Origin of the sequence: Nocardioides sp. NPDC092400, from assembly GCF_040684155.1 — a bacterium.
Classification (GTDB): Bacteria; Actinomycetota; Actinomycetes; order Propionibacteriales; family Nocardioidaceae; genus Nocardioides.
The window spans coordinates 611,639-627,215 of record NZ_JBFBFJ010000002.1 but is presented as its reverse complement, the minus strand read 5'-3'; the positions used below and the strand labels follow the sequence as shown (position 1 = coordinate 627,215).

Annotated in this window: 14 protein-coding genes; 2 read left to right on the top strand and 12 right to left on the bottom strand. The window is 73.5% G+C overall.

Features of this window, described 5'->3' with window-relative positions; genetic code table 11:
* Positions 1 to 68 precede the first annotated feature (68 nt).
* The gene (disA, locus tag AB0N29_RS10435) at positions 69 to 1,151 is read left to right on the top strand and encodes a DNA integrity scanning diadenylate cyclase DisA (RefSeq protein ID WP_302271554.1); all 1,083 of its coding nucleotides are present in this window, start codon (positions 69 to 71) and stop codon (positions 1,149 to 1,151) included.
* 60 nt (positions 1,152 to 1,211) lie between these two features.
* On the opposite strand, the gene AB0N29_RS10430 is transcribed toward disA, so the two are convergent.
* Positions 1,212 to 1,991, bottom strand: coding sequence for a hypothetical protein (locus AB0N29_RS10430; RefSeq protein ID WP_364866430.1), 780 nt, complete (start codon positions 1,989 to 1,991; stop codon positions 1,212 to 1,214).
* Between the two features lie 79 nt (positions 1,992 to 2,070).
* Between AB0N29_RS10430 and AB0N29_RS10425 the strand changes: the two genes are divergently transcribed.
* Positions 2,071 to 2,937, top strand: a complete 867-nt coding sequence (locus AB0N29_RS10425) for an A/G-specific adenine glycosylase (RefSeq protein ID WP_364866428.1) — start codon at positions 2,071 to 2,073, stop codon at positions 2,935 to 2,937.
* Here the strand turns inward: AB0N29_RS10425 and AB0N29_RS10420 are convergent.
* From AB0N29_RS10420 to AB0N29_RS10370, 11 genes are all read right to left on the bottom strand, one after another.
* Positions 2,903 to 3,970, bottom strand: coding sequence for a glycosyltransferase family 2 protein (locus tag AB0N29_RS10420; RefSeq protein WP_364866426.1), 1,068 nt, complete (start codon positions 3,968 to 3,970; stop codon positions 2,903 to 2,905). The two genes, AB0N29_RS10425 and AB0N29_RS10420, sit on opposite strands and share 35 nt — an antisense overlap.
* A 109-nt stretch (positions 3,971 to 4,079) precedes the next feature.
* Complete coding sequence (locus tag AB0N29_RS10415) at positions 4,080 to 6,677, bottom strand: ATP-dependent Clp protease ATP-binding subunit (RefSeq protein ID WP_364866424.1); 2,598 nt, start codon at positions 6,675 to 6,677, stop codon at positions 4,080 to 4,082.
* A gap of 186 nt (positions 6,678 to 6,863) precedes the next feature.
* On the bottom strand, positions 6,864 to 7,220 hold the full coding sequence (locus tag AB0N29_RS10410; protein ID WP_364866422.1) for an Lsr2 family protein: 357 nt from the start codon (positions 7,218 to 7,220) through the stop codon (positions 6,864 to 6,866).
* Between the two features lie 189 nt (positions 7,221 to 7,409).
* Complete coding sequence (locus AB0N29_RS10405) at positions 7,410 to 8,183, bottom strand: type III pantothenate kinase (RefSeq protein ID WP_302269477.1); 774 nt, start codon at positions 8,181 to 8,183, stop codon at positions 7,410 to 7,412.
* Between the two features lie 2 nt (positions 8,184 to 8,185).
* The gene (gene nadC, locus AB0N29_RS10400; RefSeq protein ID WP_302269476.1) at positions 8,186 to 9,094 is read right to left on the bottom strand and encodes a carboxylating nicotinate-nucleotide diphosphorylase; all 909 of its coding nucleotides are present in this window, start codon (positions 9,092 to 9,094) and stop codon (positions 8,186 to 8,188) included.
* On the bottom strand, positions 9,091 to 10,791 hold the full coding sequence (locus AB0N29_RS10395; protein ID WP_364866419.1) for an L-aspartate oxidase: 1,701 nt from the start codon (positions 10,789 to 10,791) through the stop codon (positions 9,091 to 9,093). Before AB0N29_RS10395 ends, nadC begins: the two co-directional genes overlap by 4 nt.
* Before the next feature lie 9 nt (positions 10,792 to 10,800).
* Positions 10,801 to 11,220 carry an aspartate 1-decarboxylase gene (gene panD / locus AB0N29_RS10390; RefSeq protein ID WP_302269473.1) on the bottom strand — a complete coding sequence of 140 codons (420 nt, stop codon included), beginning with the start codon at positions 11,218 to 11,220 and terminating at the stop codon, positions 10,801 to 10,803.
* Positions 11,220 to 12,122: a pantoate--beta-alanine ligase gene (gene panC, locus AB0N29_RS10385; protein WP_364866416.1), complete on the bottom strand. Its 903-nt coding sequence runs from the start codon at positions 12,120 to 12,122 to the stop codon at positions 11,220 to 11,222. Before panC ends, panD begins: the two co-directional genes overlap by 1 nt.
* Positions 12,119 to 13,057, bottom strand: coding sequence for a Rossmann-like and DUF2520 domain-containing protein (locus tag AB0N29_RS10380; protein WP_364866414.1), 939 nt, complete (start codon positions 13,055 to 13,057; stop codon positions 12,119 to 12,121). The genes panC and AB0N29_RS10380 overlap by 4 nt, the downstream gene beginning before the upstream one ends.
* Before the next feature lie 395 nt (positions 13,058 to 13,452).
* Positions 13,453 to 14,379, bottom strand: coding sequence for a hypothetical protein (locus tag AB0N29_RS10375; protein WP_364866412.1), 927 nt, complete (start codon positions 14,377 to 14,379; stop codon positions 13,453 to 13,455).
* On the bottom strand, positions 14,376 to 15,545 hold the full coding sequence (locus AB0N29_RS10370) for a sulfotransferase family protein (RefSeq protein WP_364866410.1): 1,170 nt from the start codon (positions 15,543 to 15,545) through the stop codon (positions 14,376 to 14,378). The genes AB0N29_RS10375 and AB0N29_RS10370 overlap by 4 nt, the downstream gene beginning before the upstream one ends.
* Positions 15,546 to 15,577: the final 32 nt, after the last annotated feature.

The following is a 15,577-nucleotide window of genomic DNA, read 5'->3' as shown; positions in this document are numbered from 1 at the left end:
CCCGCGCCCCGTGCGCGCCCGCCTGTCCCGCCAGCCCTGCAGCACCAGTCCGAAGGAGGACGCGCGTGGTGGCCAACGACCGCTCCGAGGACGTCCTCCGGCTGCGCGCCACGCTGGCCTCCATCGCACCGGGAACGGCGATGCGCGACGGCCTGGAGCGCATCCTTCGCGGGCGCACCGGCGCGCTGATCGTGCTCGGCAACGACAAGTCGGTCGAGTCGATCTCCACCGGCGGCTTCGTGCTCGACGTCCCCTTCACCGCGACCGGGCTGCGTGAGCTGGCCAAGATGGACGGCGGCATCATCGTCGACAAGGACCTCACCCGGATCCTGCGGGCCGCGGTCCACCTGATGCCCGACCACACGATCCCCTCCGAGGAGACCGGCACCCGGCACCGCACCGCCGACCGGGTCGCCCGCCAGACCGGGTTCCCGGTCATCTCGGTGTCCCAGTCGATGCAGATCATCGCGGCGTACGTCGGCGAGACCCGGCACGTGCTCGAGGACTCCGGCCAGATCCTCTCCCGCGCCAACCAGGCCCTGGCGACCCTCGAGCGCTACAAGCTGCGCCTCGACGAGGTCGCCTCGACGCTCTCCGCCCTGGAGATCGAGGACCTGGTGACCGTGCGTGACGTCGCGGTGGTCGCCCAGCGGCTCGAGATGGTGATCCGGATCGCACGCGAGATCGAGGACTACGTCCTCGAGCTGGGCACCGACGGGCGCCTGCTCTCCCTCCAGCTCGAGGAGCTGGTGACCGGAGTCGACGCCGAGCGGGAGCTCGTCATCCGCGACTACCTGCCGGCCGGCAAGCGCAGCAAGAGCCCCGAGGAGGTGATCGCCAAGCTCGAGGCGCTCACCCCCACCGAGCTGGTCGACCCCGCCTCCACGGCGCGCGTCCTCGGCCTGGGCACCGCCGAGCACCTCGACGGCGCGGTCGCGCCGCGCGGCTACCGCCTGCTCGCCAAGGTCCCCCGTCTGCCCGCCGCGGTCGTCGACCGTCTCGTCGAGCACTTCGGGACCCTCCAGAAGCTGCTCTCCGCGGGCATCGACGACCTGCAGGCCGTCGACGGCGTCGGCGAGCTGCGCGCCCGGTCGGTCCGCGAGGGCCTCTCCCGGCTCGCCGAGTCGACCATCCTCGAGCGCTACGTCTGACCCGCAGCCGCCCTGCCGGCAGCCGTCCGGGCAGCCGTCCGACGGGCCGTCCCGGGCGGCCTAGCGGCGCTGGGGCTCGGCGGTCCTGGTGACCGTCGGGGCGACCGGCGCCTTGAGCAGGAACCGGGCGTCGCTCGGCTCCCCGCCCAGCGCGGCCGCGGTCGCGTGGTAGGTGCCCGGCAGCGCCCACTCGGCGATCCCCGAGCAGTCCTCGTCCATCCGGGCGGCGTTCTTCCAGGTGATCGGCACCGCGGTGGTGACGTTGTTGCGGACGACGACGTCCTCGCCCGGCAGCGCCTTCGGGCACCGACGGGTGGACCAGATGTCGTCGCTGCCCGAGGTGATCGACAGCGTCACGTTGCCGGTGTTCACCCGCCAGGTGCAGGCGGGGGTGGTGACCGTGCGCAGGTTCAGCACGACGGTGACGTCCTTGCCGGCGACGGCGTCCTCGACCTCGGGGGTGACCGCGACGTCGGTGCCCTCGCAGCGCCCGACCGGCGCCGCCAGCACCGGCTCGGCGCTGGCCGACTGCCCGGGCTTGCCAGGCTTCCCGGACCCGCCGGCCGCGCCCGGCGTGGAGGCACCCTCGGTGACCGTCGCACCGGCGGTCACGTCGGTGGCGGCACCCGGGGTGGCGCTGCCGGAGGGCAGCACGGTCACGGTGGCCGTGGGGCTGGTGTCGGCGGCGGCCGGCGCGGCGCGGTCGGGGTCCGAGCCGTCGCTCCCGCTGCCCAGCACCTTGCCGATGCCCAGGACCAGGACGAGCGCGACCGAGAGCAGCACCAGACGGCGCCGCCAGTACACCGCAGCCGGCAGGGGCCCGCGGGTCAGCGTCGTCATGGCGAGGAGGTTAGCCATTCGCGGCGGTCGAACCGGGGTGCCACACCGGACGTGCCCGCCGCCCGGTCAGAATGTCGCGGTGAGCGCCCTCCACGAGCCCGTCCTGCGCTGGTACGACGCGCACGCGCGCGACCTCCCGTGGCGGCGGCCCGAGGCGTCGGCGTGGTCGGTGATGGTCTCGGAGCTCATGCTCCAGCAGACGCCGGTGGCCCGTGTGCTGCCGGTCCACGAGCAGTGGCTCGACCGGTGGCCCACTCCCGCCGACCTGGCCACGGAGCCCACCGGCGAGGCGGTGCGGATGTGGGGCCGCCTGGGCTACCCGCGCCGCGCCCTGCGCCTGCACGCCGCCGCCACGGCGATCGTCGAGCGGCACGGCGGCGAGGTGCCGGCCGACCGGGACGCGCTGCTGGCGCTGCCCGGCGTGGGCGACTACACCGCCGCCGCGATCGCCAGCTTCGCCTTCGGCCAGCGCCACGCCGTGCTGGACACCAACGTCCGGCGGGTCCTCGCGCGCACCGTCGGCGGGGTCGAGCTCCCGGCCCAGCACGTGACCCGGGCCGAGCGCGAGGCCGCCGTGGAGCTGGTGCCCGAGGACGAGGCGACCGCCGCGACGTGGGCGGTGGCCGTCATGGAGCTCGGCGCGCTGGTCTGCACCGCCGCCCGGCCGCGGTGCACCGAGTGCCCCGTCGCCTCGCTGTGCGCGTGGCGCGCGGCCGGCCACCCGGCGTACGACGGGCCGCCGCGCAGGGTGCAGACCTGGGCCGGCACCGACCGGCAGTGCCGGGGCCGGCTGCTGGCCGTGCTGCGCGACACCGAGGGCGCGGTGCACCGCAGCGCCCTGGACGCGGCCTGGGCCGACGAGGCGCAGCGGCTGCGGTGTCTGGCGGGGCTGGTCGAGGACGGGCTGGCGGTCAGGACCGACGCAGGAAGCTACGCGCTCCCCTGACCGGGCCGCGCCCGCCGGCGGCGCGCGCCAGGATCTCCTCGACCGCCGCTGCGGGCTCCCCGGGGTGGAAGGGCCGCTTGGGCTCGCCGCGCACGGCGTCGAGCAGCGCCCGGAGGTCGGCGAGGCCGCCCTCCGGCGGGTCCGCCGGCACGTGCCGGCCCTCGCGCGGGTCGACCTCCACCAGCAGCCCGAGGTCGCGCAGGGTGTCGAAGTCGTCCTCGGTGGTGCGCTCGAAGATCCGCATGAGGTACGGCGCGGCCTGCTCCTCGGTGAGCCCCTTGGCGATGAGGGCGCGCAGGGCCACCGCGGTGGGCTCACGGGCGGGGCGGAAGTTCGCCATCGGGCCGGCCGCCAGGATCGAGGTCCACTTCCGGACGAAGTCCTCGCCGGAATAGGACTCGTAGTGCAGCAGCCGGAGCCGGTCGGCGTCGGTGTGCGCCGGCAGCTCCTCCTTGGCGGCGTCGACCCCGTGGTGGAGGGTCAGCCACACGTCGGTCGCGGGGCGCACGCCGGACTTGCCGTCGACGTGGCCGTGGAAGTGGGCGCCGTTGGAGGGCCGGTCGATCACGCCGAGCGTCTGCAGCAGGGTCAGGTCCGGCTTGCCGAGCAGCCGCTTGAACCAGGTGGGGTCGCCGTCCCAGTGCTTGCGGCTGACCGCCTCCAGCGGCGTCAGCCGCACGACCCGCGTCTCGGCGGGCACGGCGGCCAGGACGTCCCGGTCGAGCTGCACGATCTCGTCGGCGTCGACGTGGAAGACCCACTCGGCCCAGTCCAGGCGGCTCAGCACCGCCTTGACGACGTTCGCGTTGATCCGCTGGCGCACGTTGAGCTCGGCCGGCCGCTCGCCGTTCCACCAGGAGGAGTCGGTGCGCACGCAGGTGACGTGCGGGTGCTCGTCGAGCCACGACCGGACCTCGGCGTCGCCGGCGTCGAGGAAGACGACCATGTGGTCGATCCCGCCGGCGAGGTTGCCGGTCACGAACCGCTGGATGTTGGGCAGGGTGTCCTTGACGGTGCTGGCGGTGAAGAGCACGTCGCCACCCTAGGCGGTCCTGTCCGGGCGCCGGGCGCCAGGAACGCCGCACGGGCGGCACCCGGAGTGGGTGCCGCCCGTGGCGGGTGCTGCGGTGTGCCGGTCCGGCTCAGTCGTCGCCGCCCGAGCGGGGGACGTCCGTGCCGGAGGCCTCGTCGTTCGGGCCCTCGCCCTCGACCGGCGTCGTCTCGATGCTGGTCTCGACGCCCGCCGTCTCGAACGGCGGCATGTCGGGCAGCTCGCCGACCTTCTGGCCCTCGAAGGTGAAGGTCGCGGTCGGACCCTCGCCCTCGACGTCGACCAGCACGATCATGCCCGGGCCGACCTCGCCGAAGAGCATCTTCTCGGCCAGGACGTCCTCGATCTCACGCTGCACCGTGCGGCGCAGCGGTCGGGCACCGAGGACCGGGTCGAAGCCACGCTGGGCCAGGAGGTTCTTGGCGTTCTGCGTGAGCTCGAGCTTCATGTCGCGGTCGCGCAGGCGGACCTCCACGGAGGCGACCATGTTGTCGACCATCGCGACGATCTGCTCCTGCGACAGCGGCGGGAACACGATGATCTCGTCGACGCGGTTGAGGAACTCGGGGCGGAAGTGCTGCTTGAGCTCCTCCGAGACCTTGTTCTTCATCCGGTCGTAGTCACCGGGGCCACCGGCGGCACCGGCGAAACCGAGGTTCATGCCCTTGGCGATGTCGCGGGTACCGAGGTTGGTGGTCATGATGATGACGGTGTTCTTGAAGTCCACGACCCGGCCCTGGGAATCGGTCAAGCGACCTTCCTCCAGGATCTGCAGCAGGCTGTTGAAGATGTCGGGGTGGGCCTTCTCGACCTCGTCGAAGAGGACGACGGAGAACGGCTTGCGCCGCACCTTCTCGGTGAGCTGGCCGCCCTCCTCGTAGCCGACGTAGCCCGGAGGCGAGCCGAAGAGCCGCGAGACGGTGTGCTTCTCGCCGAACTCCGACATGTCGAGCTGGATGAGCGCGTCCTCGTCGCCGAAGAGGAACTCCGCGAGCGTCTTGGACAGCCACGTCTTGCCGACGCCGGAGGGGCCGGCGAAGATGAACGAGCCGCCGGGCCGCTTGGGGTCCTTCAGGCCGGCACGGGTACGACGGATGGCCCGGCTGAGCGCCTTGACCGCCTCGTCCTGGCCGATGACGCGCTTGTGGAGCTCGTCCTCCATCTTGAGCAGCCGCGTGGACTCCTCCTCGGAGAGCTTGACGATCGGGATGCCCGTCGCCACGGCGAGCACCTCGGCGATGAGCTCCTCGTCGACCTCGGCGACCTCGTCCATGTCACCGGCACGCCACTGCTTCTCGCGCTCGGACTTGGTGAGGATCAGCTGCTTCTCCTCGTCGCGCAGGCGCGCGGCGGCCTCGAAGTCCTGGCCGTCGATGGCGGCCTCCTTGCGCTGGCGCACCTCGGCGATCTTGTCGTCGTACTCCCGCAGGTCGGCCGGGGCCGTCATGCGGCGGATGCGCAGGCGCGAGCCGGCCTCGTCGATGAGGTCGATCGCCTTGTCGGGCAGGAACCGGTCGGAGATGTAGCGGTCGGCCAGCGTCGCCGCCGAGACGAGCGCCTCGTCGGTGATGGTGACCCGGTGGTGCGCCTCGTACCGGTCGCGCAGGCCCTTGAGCATCTCGATCGTGTGCGCGATCGAGGGCTCGGCGACCTGGATCGGCTGGAAGCGGCGCTCGAGCGCGGCGTCCTTCTCGAGGTACTTGCGGTACTCGTCGAGGGTGGTCGCGCCGATCGTCTGCAGCTCACCGCGCGCCAGCATCGGCTTGAGGATGCTGGCGGCGTCGATCGCGCCCTCGGCCGCACCGGCGCCGACGAGGGTGTGGATCTCGTCGATGAACAGCACGATGTCGCCGCGGGTGCGGATCTCCTTGAGCACCTTCTTCAGGCGCTCCTCGAAGTCGCCGCGGTAGCGGGAGCCCGCCACCAGCGCGCCGAGGTCGAGGGTGTAGATCTGCTTGTCCTTCAGCGTCTCCGGCACGTTGCCCTTGACGATGTCCTGGGCCAGGCCCTCGACGATCGTCGTCTTGCCGACGCCCGGCTCGCCGATGAGGACCGGGTTGTTCTTCGTGCGGCGGGACAGGATCTGCATGACCCGCTCGATCTCCTGCTCGCGACCGATGACCGGGTCGAGCTTGCCCTCGCGGGCGTCCTGGGTCAGGTTGCGGCCGAACTGGTCGAGGACCAGCGAGGACGACGGGGCGTCGCCGCCCGCGCCCGTCGCGGCCGCGGCGGACTGCGAGGACTCCTTGCCCTGGAAGCCGCTGAGCAGCTGGATGACCTGCTGGCGGACCCGGTTGAGGTCGGCGCCGAGCTTCTGCAGCACCTGGGCCGCGACGCCCTCGCCCTCGCGGATCAGGCCGAGCAGGATGTGCTCGGTGCCGATGTAGGAGTGACCGAGCTGCAGCGCCTCGCGCAGGGACAGCTCGAGCACCTTCTTGGCGCGCGGGGTGAAGGGGATGTGGCCGCTGGGTGCCTGCTGGCCCTGGCCGATGATCTCCTCGACCTGGGCGCGAACGGCCTCGAGGGAGATGTCGAGGCTCTCGAGCGCCTTCGCGGCGACGCCCTCGCCCTCGTGGATGAGGCCGAGCAGGATGTGCTCGGTCCCGATGTAGTTGTGGGAGAGCATGCGGGCCTCTTCCTGGGCCAGCACGACCACCCGGCGAGCTCGGTCAGTGAACCGCTCGAACATGCAACGCTCCTCAAGTTCTGGGGGACCGCCCACCACATCCGGGGTGGACGGGACATGAGGCTCAACCCCGCGGACAGCCTACGCGTTCCCCAACAACGCACCCGGGGCATCCGCTGAGAGCGAACACGCTCTGGGCGGATGCCCCGGGTGGGACGTGGTGTGGTGCTGGGGGTGGTGCGCGGTGGGTCAGTGCGCGGCGTCGTACGCCTCACGGACCTCGGCCGACACGCGACCTCGGTCGGGGACCTCGTACCCGTTCTCCCGCGCCCACTCACGGATCTCCTTGGCGCTCGGGCCGCCGGAGCCGTTCGAGCCGCCGGCGGCGGCGGCGCCGCCGGACTTGCGGCCGGCGCCGCCGCGGCGGGCGCCGCTGACCTTGCGGGCGTGGCCGACGTACGTCGCGAGCGTCTCGCGCAGCGCCGAGGCGTTCTCGTCGTTCAGGTCGATCTCGTAGGAGGTCCCGTCCAGGCCGAATGAGACCGTCTCGGTCGCCTCGCTGCCGTCAAGGTCGTCCTCCAGCACGATGTGGATCTTCTGGGCCATGTCTATTCCTGACGTCGCTGTCCGAATTCGGGGGATAAAGCCGCCGCCGAATTGATCGGGGGATGTGCCGGCGAGGCGTCGGGCGCCGCACCGACATCATTCGGCGACATTGATCCTGCCAGACGAAAGCGACGGCGCCAATTCAGTGAATTGCGCGGCGACAATTCTTTACCTGAGCGACCGTCGCGTTCAACTATTGCGGCGGAATACCAGTTCCAGTCCCTGCAGCGTCAACCACGGCGAATGCGTCGTGAATGCCGAGCACTCATCGAGGACGAGGGGTGCGAGGTGCCCGGTCGCTATCACGCGGACGTCGGCGGCTTCCGCACCGAGCTCGGCGGTCATCCGGGCCACGATGCCCTCCACCTGGGCCGCCACGCCGAAGACCATCCCGGACTGGAGCGCCTCGACGGTGTTCTTGGCGATGACGGTGCGGGGCCGGGCCAGCTCGACCTTCCGCAGCTGGGCGCCGCGACGCCCCAGCGCCTCCAGGGAGATCTCGATGCCGGGCGCGATCGCCCCGCCGACGTACTGCCCGCGCTCGCTGACCACGTCGAAGGTCGTCGCGGTGCCGCCGAAGTCCACGACGATCGCCGGCCCGCCGTGGAGGGTGGCGGCGGCCAGCGCGTTGATGATCCGGTCGGAGCCGACCTCGCGCGGGTTGTCCATCAGGACCGGCACGCCCGTGCGCACGCCGGGCTCGACGACGAGGCACGGCAGGTCGGCGAAGTGCCGCGCCAGCATGTCGCGCCACTCGTGCAGGACGGCCGGGACCGTCGAGCACACGCTCACGCCGTCGACGGTCGCGGCGTCGGGGCCGAGCAGCCCCCGGATCAGCACCGACCACTCGTCGGAGGTGCGGCGCTCGTCGGTGCCGACCCGCCAGTGCGCGGAGACCTCGCCGTCCTGGACCAGGCCCAGCACGGTGTGGCTGTTGCCGATGTCGGCGGCGAGCAGCGGCACGGCTAGTCCTCCTCCTCGCGCAGGTCCAGGCCCAGGTCGAACACGTCGACCGAGTGGGTCAGGGCACCGACCGAGATCAGGTCGACGCCGGTCTCCGCGACCTCCCGCGCCCGGTCGAACGTCAGCCCGCCCGAGGCCTCCAGCCGGGCCCGGCCGGCCGTGATCCGCACCGCCTCGGCCATGACCTCGGTCGGCATGTTGTCGAGCAGGATCTCCTCGCAGCCGGCGTCGAGGAGCTCGCGCAGCTGGTCGAGGTCGGTCACCTCGACCTCGACGCGCAGGTCGGGGTACGCCGCGCGGACGGCGCGGTAGGCGGGCACCACCCCACCGGCCGCCACCACGTGGTTGTCCTTGACCATCGCGCGGTCCGAGAGGCTGGTGCGGTGGTTGCGGCCGCCGCCGCAGCGCACGGCGTACTTCTGCAGCGCGCGGTAGGTCGGCAGCGTCTTGCGGGTGTCGAGCACCTCGGCGCGCGTGCCCTCCAGCGCGTCGACCCATGCCGCGGTGGCGGTGGCGACACCGGAGAGGTGGCTGGCGTAGTTGAGCGCGGTCCGCTCGGCGGTCAGCAGGCCGCGGGCCGGCCCGGCGACCCGCATGACGACGTCGCCCGGCCGCACGCGGGTGCCGTCGGGGAGCCGGTCGCTGACCTCGACGTCGTCGCCGAGGACGAGGTGGAAGACGAGGGCGGCGATGCCGAGGCCGGCGACCGTGCCGGCCTCGCGCGCCCCGAAGTCGCCGGCCGCGCGGGCGTCCGCGGCGATCGTCGCGACGCTGGTGACGTCCTCGGTCGGGACGTCCTCGGCCAGCGCCTGCAGCACGTGGTCGTGGACCGCGCGCGGGTCCAGCCCGCCGGCCTCGAGCTCGGCGAGCAGGCCCGCCGGCAGCGCGTCGTACGGCGTGGGGGTGATCATCGGCCGGCTCCTCCGTCGGTGGCGGGCGCTGGGTGGTGCTCGATCGTGGTGGCCCCGTCGGTCATGGCCACGTCGAGGTGGCCGGCCCAGCGGGCGTCGTCGCGCTCGGGGTGGTCCTCGCGCCAGTGCGAGCCGCGGGTCTCCTCCCGCAGGGTCGCCGCGTCGGTGAGGGCGGCCGCGATCGTGAGCAGGTTGGTGGTCTCCCACGCGTCGAGGTCGACGAGCCCGGCACCTGTGCCCGCCAGGCCGCCGAGCACCTCGGCAGCGTCGGCGAGCCCGGCCGCGCTGCGCAGCACGCCGACCCGCTCGGTCATCACCTCCTGCAGCCGCGGACGGACCGAGCCCGCGACGAGCCCGGCCGGCCGCTCGTCCGGTGCGGGCTCCCCCCACGGACGCAGCTCGCCCGGGAGCGCGCTGGCGATGCGGCGGGAGAACACCAGGCCCTCGAGCAGCGAGTTGGAGGCCAGCCGGTTGGCGCCGTGGACGCCGGAGCACGCGACCTCGCCCGTGGCGTAGAGCCCCGGCACGTCGGTGCGGCCCCACAGGTCGGTGCGCACACCGCCGGAGGCGTAGTGGCACGCCGGCGCCACCGGGATCGGCTCGGTCACCGGGTCGATCCCGTGCCGCCGGGCGGTCGCGAGGATGGTCGGGAAGCGCCGCTCCCAGAACGCCGCGCCGAGGTGCCGGGCGTCGAGCCACACGTGCGGGCGGCCGGTCTCGTGCATCCGCCGGGTGATCGCCTTGGCGACGACGTCGCGCGGGGCGAGGTCGGCGAGCTCGTGGACCCCCTGCATGATCCGGTCCCCGGCGTGGTCGACCAGGAAGGCGCCCTCCCCGCGGACCGCCTCGGAGATCAGCGGCTGCTGGCCGCGGGAGTCGGGCCCGAGGTACATGACCGTCGGGTGGAACTGGACGAACTCCAGGTCGCGCAGGGTCGCCCCCGCGCGCAGCGCGAGCGCGGTGCCGTCACCGGTGGAGACCGCGGGGTTGGTGGTCTGGGAGAAGACCTGGCCGAGGCCACCGCTGGCGAGGACCACGGCGCGGCAGTGCACGGCGCCGATGCCGTCGCGCTCGCCCTCCCCCATCACGTGCAGCGTCACGCCGGCGACCCCGCCGTCCTCGGCGAGCAGCAGGTCGACCGCGAGCGCGTGCTGGACGACCTCGATGTCGGGGGCCGCCGCCACGGCCGCGATGAGGGCCCGCTGGATCTCCGCGCCCGTCGCGTCGCCGCCGGCGTGCGCGATCCGGTCGCGGTGGTGCCCGCCCTCCCGGGTCAGCGCGAGCAGCCCGGTGGCGTCGACGTCGAACCGTGCCCCGAGCGCGATCAGCTCGTGGACCGCCTCGGGGCCCTCGCCGACCAGCACCCGGACCGCGTCGAGGTCGCAGGCACCCGCGCCCGCGACCAGGGTGTCGACCTCGTGCTGCTCGGGGGTGTCGCCCTCCCCCAGCGCCGCGGCGATCCCGCCCTGCGCCCACTGCGTGGAGCCGGCGGCCAGCACGTCCTTGGTGACGACGAGGACCTTCTCGACGTGCTCGCGCAGCCGCAGCGCCGCGGTCAGCCCGGCGATCCCCGACCCGATCACCACGACGTCCGCGCGGGTGGACCACCCCGGGTCCGGTGCGCTGAGGCGTCCCGGGAGGCGGCGTACCGGTGCGGCCGGCGCGGGGGCCGGCGCAGTGGTCAGGGGGCCGGGCATGGCCGCAGGCTACCGAGCCGCGGAGGTGTCGCCGCGGACCAGACCGGCGCCGCCGAAGGTCTCGGCGGGGTCGAAGCCGGTCGCCATGATCTTGTTGTCGGCGTCGACGAAGACCACGTGCGGCTGGTGCTCCTTGGCCTCGGCGGTCTCCATCTGGCCGTAGCCGATGAGGATGACCAGGTCGCCGGGGTGCACCAGGCGGGCCGCGGCGCCGTTGATGCCGATCACGCCCGAGCCGCGCTCGCCGGCGATCGTGTAGGTCTCCAGGCGCGCGCCGTTGGTGATGTCGACGATGTGCACCAGCTCGCCGGGCAGCAGGTCGGCGGCCTCGAGCAGGTCCTCGTCGACGGTCACCGACCCCACGTAGTGCAGGTCGGCCTGGGTCACGGTGGCCCGGTGGATCTTGCTCTTCATCATCGTGCGGAGCATCAGCGCTCTCCCTGCTGGTCGTGCGCGCCGTCGGGGTGACCGACGACGAGCGGCATGTTGTCGATGAGGCGGGTGGTCCCGAGCCGGGCGGCGACGAGGACGCGTGCCTCGGTGCCGGCCGGGACGGGGTCGGGCAGGGCCTCGAGCCCGGGGGTGGTGACCTCGAGGTAGTCCAGGTCGAGGGTCCTGGCGGCGCGCAGCTCGGCCCGCGCCGCGTCGAGCGCCGGGCCGAGGCCGTACGTCGCCGCCTCCTGCGCGGCGCGCAGCGCGCGGCTCAGCGCGAGCGCCTCGGTGCGCTGCTCCTCGTCGAGGTAGCGGTTGCGGCTGGACAGCGCCAGCCCGTCGGGCTCGCGGACCGTCTCGGCGCCCACCACGTCGACCCCGAGGCAGAGGTCCGCCGCCATCCGGCGCACGAGCGCGAGCTGCTGGTAGTCCTTCTGGCCGAAGACCGCGACGTCGGGACGCACCAGGCCGAGGAGCTTGGCGACGACCGTGAGCACCCCGCGGAAGTGGCCGGGTCGGCTCCGGCCCTCCAGCACGTCGGCCAGCGGTCCCGGCTCGACGGTCACCATCGGGTCACCGCCGGGGTAGACCTCCTCGACGCTCGGCGCGAAGACCACGTCCACGCCCTCGCGGGCGCACACCTCCAGGTCGGCGTCGAGGGTGCGGGGGTAGCGGTCGAGGTCCTCCCCCGCACCGAACTGCAGCGGGTTGACGAAGATCGAGACGACGACCGGACCGTCGCCGCCCCGGGCGCGGGCCTCGCGCACGAGGCTGGCGTGCCCCTCGTGCAGGGCGCCCATCGTCGGCACCAGGCCGACCGGGCGGCCGGCCCGCCGGGCGTCCGCGAGCAGGGCTGAGAGCTCCTCGCGCGTCGGCGCGAGGACGGGCGTGGTGGTCATCGGCCGGCGGTGCCCGTCGTCCGCGCGGTCCACGCGGCGCGCTGGGCCGCGGCCACGGTCGCGCTCGCGTCCTCCAGCAGGTCGTGGATCTTCACCGCGCGGATCGGCAGGAGCCGCCCGTCGGTGACGGCCCGGTCCAGCGTGGCGCGGGCCATGGCGACGTACGACGGCAGCGTCTGCGGCGCGTTGGCCACGAGGTCCCGGAGGTGGGCCTCGACGGTGCCGACGTCGCCGCGGACGATCGGGCCGGTCAGCGCGGCGTCGCCGTGGGCGAGGGCGTTGTCCAGGGCGGCGGTCAGCAGCGGGCGCAGCGTCGCGGAGGGATCGTCGGCTCCGGCCGCGGCCAGCATCTCCATCGCCTCGGTCACCAGCGTCACCAGGTGGTTCGCGCCGTGGGCGAGACCGGCGTGGTACAGCGTCCGCATCTGCTCGGGCACCCACATCGGGCGGCCACCCAGGTCGGCGACGAGGGCCTCGGCGACCGCGCGCTCGTAGGTGCCGGCGGTCAGCCCGAACACGCACCCGGCCAGCCGCTCGAGGTCGAGCGCCGTGCCGGTGAAGGTCATCGCCGGGTGCATCGCGACCACCCGCGCACCGACCTCGCGGGCCGGCTCCAGCACGGCCAGCCCGTGCCGGCCGGAGGTGTGCACGACGTACTGGCCCTCGCGCAGCGCCCCGCTGGCCGCCAGCACGGACACGACGTTGCCGAGCATGTCGTCGGGCACGGTCAGCAGCAGCACGTCGCACGCGCGCGCCACGGAGGTCGGCTTCTGGACCGGGACGCCGGGCAGCAGCGCGGCGATGCGCGCGCGGGAGGCGTCCGACTCGCCGGCGGCGGCGACCACGGGGTGGCCGGCAGCGCCGAGGGCAGCGGCGAGGACGGCGCCGACGCGACCAGCGCCGACGACGCCCACCCCGAGGGGTTGGTGCGTCATGGTGTCGAACCTTTCGTTCCAGTCCCTCCGACCACCCGCTCGCCCGGTTCTCGGGTCCGTGGGCCGGTGTGGGTACCGGACGGTGTGCTCGTGTCCTGAGTGGTGAGGGTGCCGTACCCCCGATCGGGCGGGTCCAGCGCCGACAACCGTACGCCGGTCCAGTCCTCCCGGAGAACGGTGGGCCGACGTGACCTGGGCGACACCGGTGGGGCCGGCCTGCAGGAGTCCCCGGTGCACCGGTGACTCCCGCGCTTTCCGGGGTAGATCTGCCCCGGTAAGCGAGGGACTACCCCTGGAAGCGGCCGCCGTGCCGGGACGTCATGCGGGCGGAGCAAGCGGGTGCTCCCTCGGCATGACACATCCGCCGGAGCGCGGCTGCGTCGACCGGCGGGGGGTCAGCGGCGCTGCGGACCCACGTCGAGCGGGCGCGGGGCGCGCGGGAGCCACTCGTGGGTGACGTGGTCGACGATGTGGGTGCCGACGGGCGCCTCGATCCGGACGACCCCCTGCGGGACCGTCCCCTCGCGCAGGGCGTTGAAGACCTCCCACTCGCGGCGCTTGCGCTTGTTGCGCCACGAGGTCGCGAAGGACTCGGGGTCGGTCCAGTGCGCGAACTCGTCACCGTCGAGGTACTTCAGCTCCACGCACAGCCCGAACGGCAGCCCGATCGACCGGACGTCCTCCGGCGTCGTGCGGATCTCCCACTCGAAGGCCTTGGTGTAGACGAAGTCCGGGCCGATCGGGAAGCCCCACTCCTCGGCGTTGCGCAGGCCGAGGTCGAGGTACCCGAGGGAGTCGGAGGCGAGGAAGAGCGGGTGGCGCGGCACCCGGACGATCGTCTGCACGTCGCCCACCTGCCAGCCGAGGTCGGCGATGGAGACCTCACCCTCGGTGGTCAGGACCATGTCGCCGTCCCACTTCCAGGAGTAGCGGGTGCCGACCTGGGCGAAGCACCAGTTGTAGAAGTACGACAGCGAGTGCACCGACAGCTCGTGGACCGCCAGGTGCTCGGCGCCCGCGCGGGCGACGGCGAAGGGGTACGACGTGAGCGTCAGGCGGTCGGCGTACCCGTGCCGCTCCGCGGTCTCGCGGACCACCTCGGGCGTGCCGTCGGTCGAGCCGTTGTCGACGACGAGCACGTGGTCGCACGCGCGCAGGAGCGGCGGCAGCACGAACGGCAGCGACGGCGCCTCGTCCTTGACCCGGAGCACGGCGGTGGTGCCGGGCCGCAGCCCCTCGGGGCGGGTCCAGGGCCAGGTGATGTCGTAGTCGGTGTGGCCCTCGAGGTTGGCCAGGCCGTTGCGGCCGAGGTGCGCGGTCACGGGCGGGTCTTGCCGACGGCCTTGCGCAGGCCGCGGCGGACCGACGGCGGGACGGCGGCGCGCAGCCCGTGCGGCAGCCGGTCGGCGAGGGAGCCCGGGGGCGCGGCAGCCGGGGCGGGTGCCCCGCCGGGCCGGCCGGCCGGCGTGCGGCCCTTCAGCTCGCGGCGCACCCGCTGCTCGGCGGCGACCACCGACGAGCGCGAGATCGCCTCGGACTCCTCGTAGAGCTCGACGTAGGACTCGCGCAGCTGGTCGAGGTTGCGGTGCACCTCGGGGACGTCGCCGCCGGGGTCGGCGAGCTTGTTCAGCTCGGTCCAGGTGTCGGCGGTGAGGTCGTGCAGCCGGCGGGGCAGGCCGAGGTCCTCCAGCGACTGGGTGACGCGGCGCAGCGAGGGGTCGACGAAGCGGTGGCCGTCACGGATCTGCTCGCTGCGCGCGTGGAGCACGTGCTGCAGGCCGAGCGTCTCGCCGGCGTGCATGCACGTCCTGGTCCAGTCGTCGAGGAGGTCGCCGTACCGCACGAAGACGCGGGCGCTGCCGTCGACCGCGCCGTCGGTGCCCCCGTCGGTCGAGCCGCGGGTGGCGCGCTCGGTGTGCAGCAGCATGTTCAGCCAGGACGCCGCCAGGTGGGCCGAGCCGAGCCGGTTCTTGTAGTAGGTCTGCTTGCTGCCGACGACCTCCGCCGGCGGGCGCAGCATGGTGGCGAAGACGGGGGTGGCGCCGGTGCGGACGGCGGCGACGCGCCACAGGGAGAGGAACCAGGCCAGGCGCGGGTCCTTGACGACCAGCTCGCTGCTGACCGCGAAGTGCGACTCGAGCCACTCGGCGGTGGTGATCCGATCCTTCTCCCGCGTCGAGACCCGGCCGGTCTCGAACCACGCGTCGGGGCGGGAGTCGCTCACCTGCACGCCGGCCTCCTTGAGGAGGCGGTCGTGGTGCTCGACGGCCCAGGCCGGCTCGCCGAACCCCTTGGGGTTGGTCTCGTCGGCCACCACCTCGGGCTGCGGCACGTGCAGGCCGAGGATCTGCATGAGACCGGCCATCGTGCTGGTGCCGCTGCGGCCGGCACCGGCCACGAACAGCACCTTGCGCGGGTACTCGGCGGGGTCGACGGCGGACGGGTCCACGGGCGGCTGCGCGGAGGGGGCGGCGTCGGGGGCACTCACGACCGGTGAGCCTATCGCTCACTACTGTCGGC

What these genes read in the sequence shown, in the direction of transcription:
- AB0N29_RS10430 (WP_364866430.1), bottom strand. Translation starts at nt 1,991, where the DNA reads ATGACGACGCTGACCCGCGGGCCCCTGCCGGCTGCGGTGTACTGGCGG.
- AB0N29_RS10415 (WP_364866424.1), bottom strand. Translation starts at nt 6,677, where the DNA reads ATGTTCGAGCGGTTCACTGACCGAGCTCGCCGGGTGGTCGTGCTGGCC.
- AB0N29_RS10410 (WP_364866422.1), bottom strand. Translation starts at nt 7,220, where the DNA reads ATGGCCCAGAAGATCCACATCGTGCTGGAGGACGACCTTGACGGCAGC.
- nadC (WP_302269476.1), bottom strand. Translation starts at nt 9,094, where the DNA reads ATGATCACCCCCACGCCGTACGACGCGCTGCCGGCGGGCCTGCTCGCC.
- AB0N29_RS10395 (WP_364866419.1), bottom strand. Translation starts at nt 10,791, where the DNA reads ATGCCCGGCCCCCTGACCACTGCGCCGGCCCCCGCGCCGGCCGCACCG.
- panD (WP_302269473.1), bottom strand. Translation starts at nt 11,220, where the DNA reads ATGCTCCGCACGATGATGAAGAGCAAGATCCACCGGGCCACCGTGACC.
- panC (WP_364866416.1), bottom strand. Translation starts at nt 12,122, where the DNA reads ATGACCACCACGCCCGTCCTCGCGCCGACGCGCGAGGAGCTCTCAGCC.
- AB0N29_RS10380 (WP_364866414.1), bottom strand. Translation starts at nt 13,057, where the DNA reads ATGACGCACCAACCCCTCGGGGTGGGCGTCGTCGGCGCTGGTCGCGTC.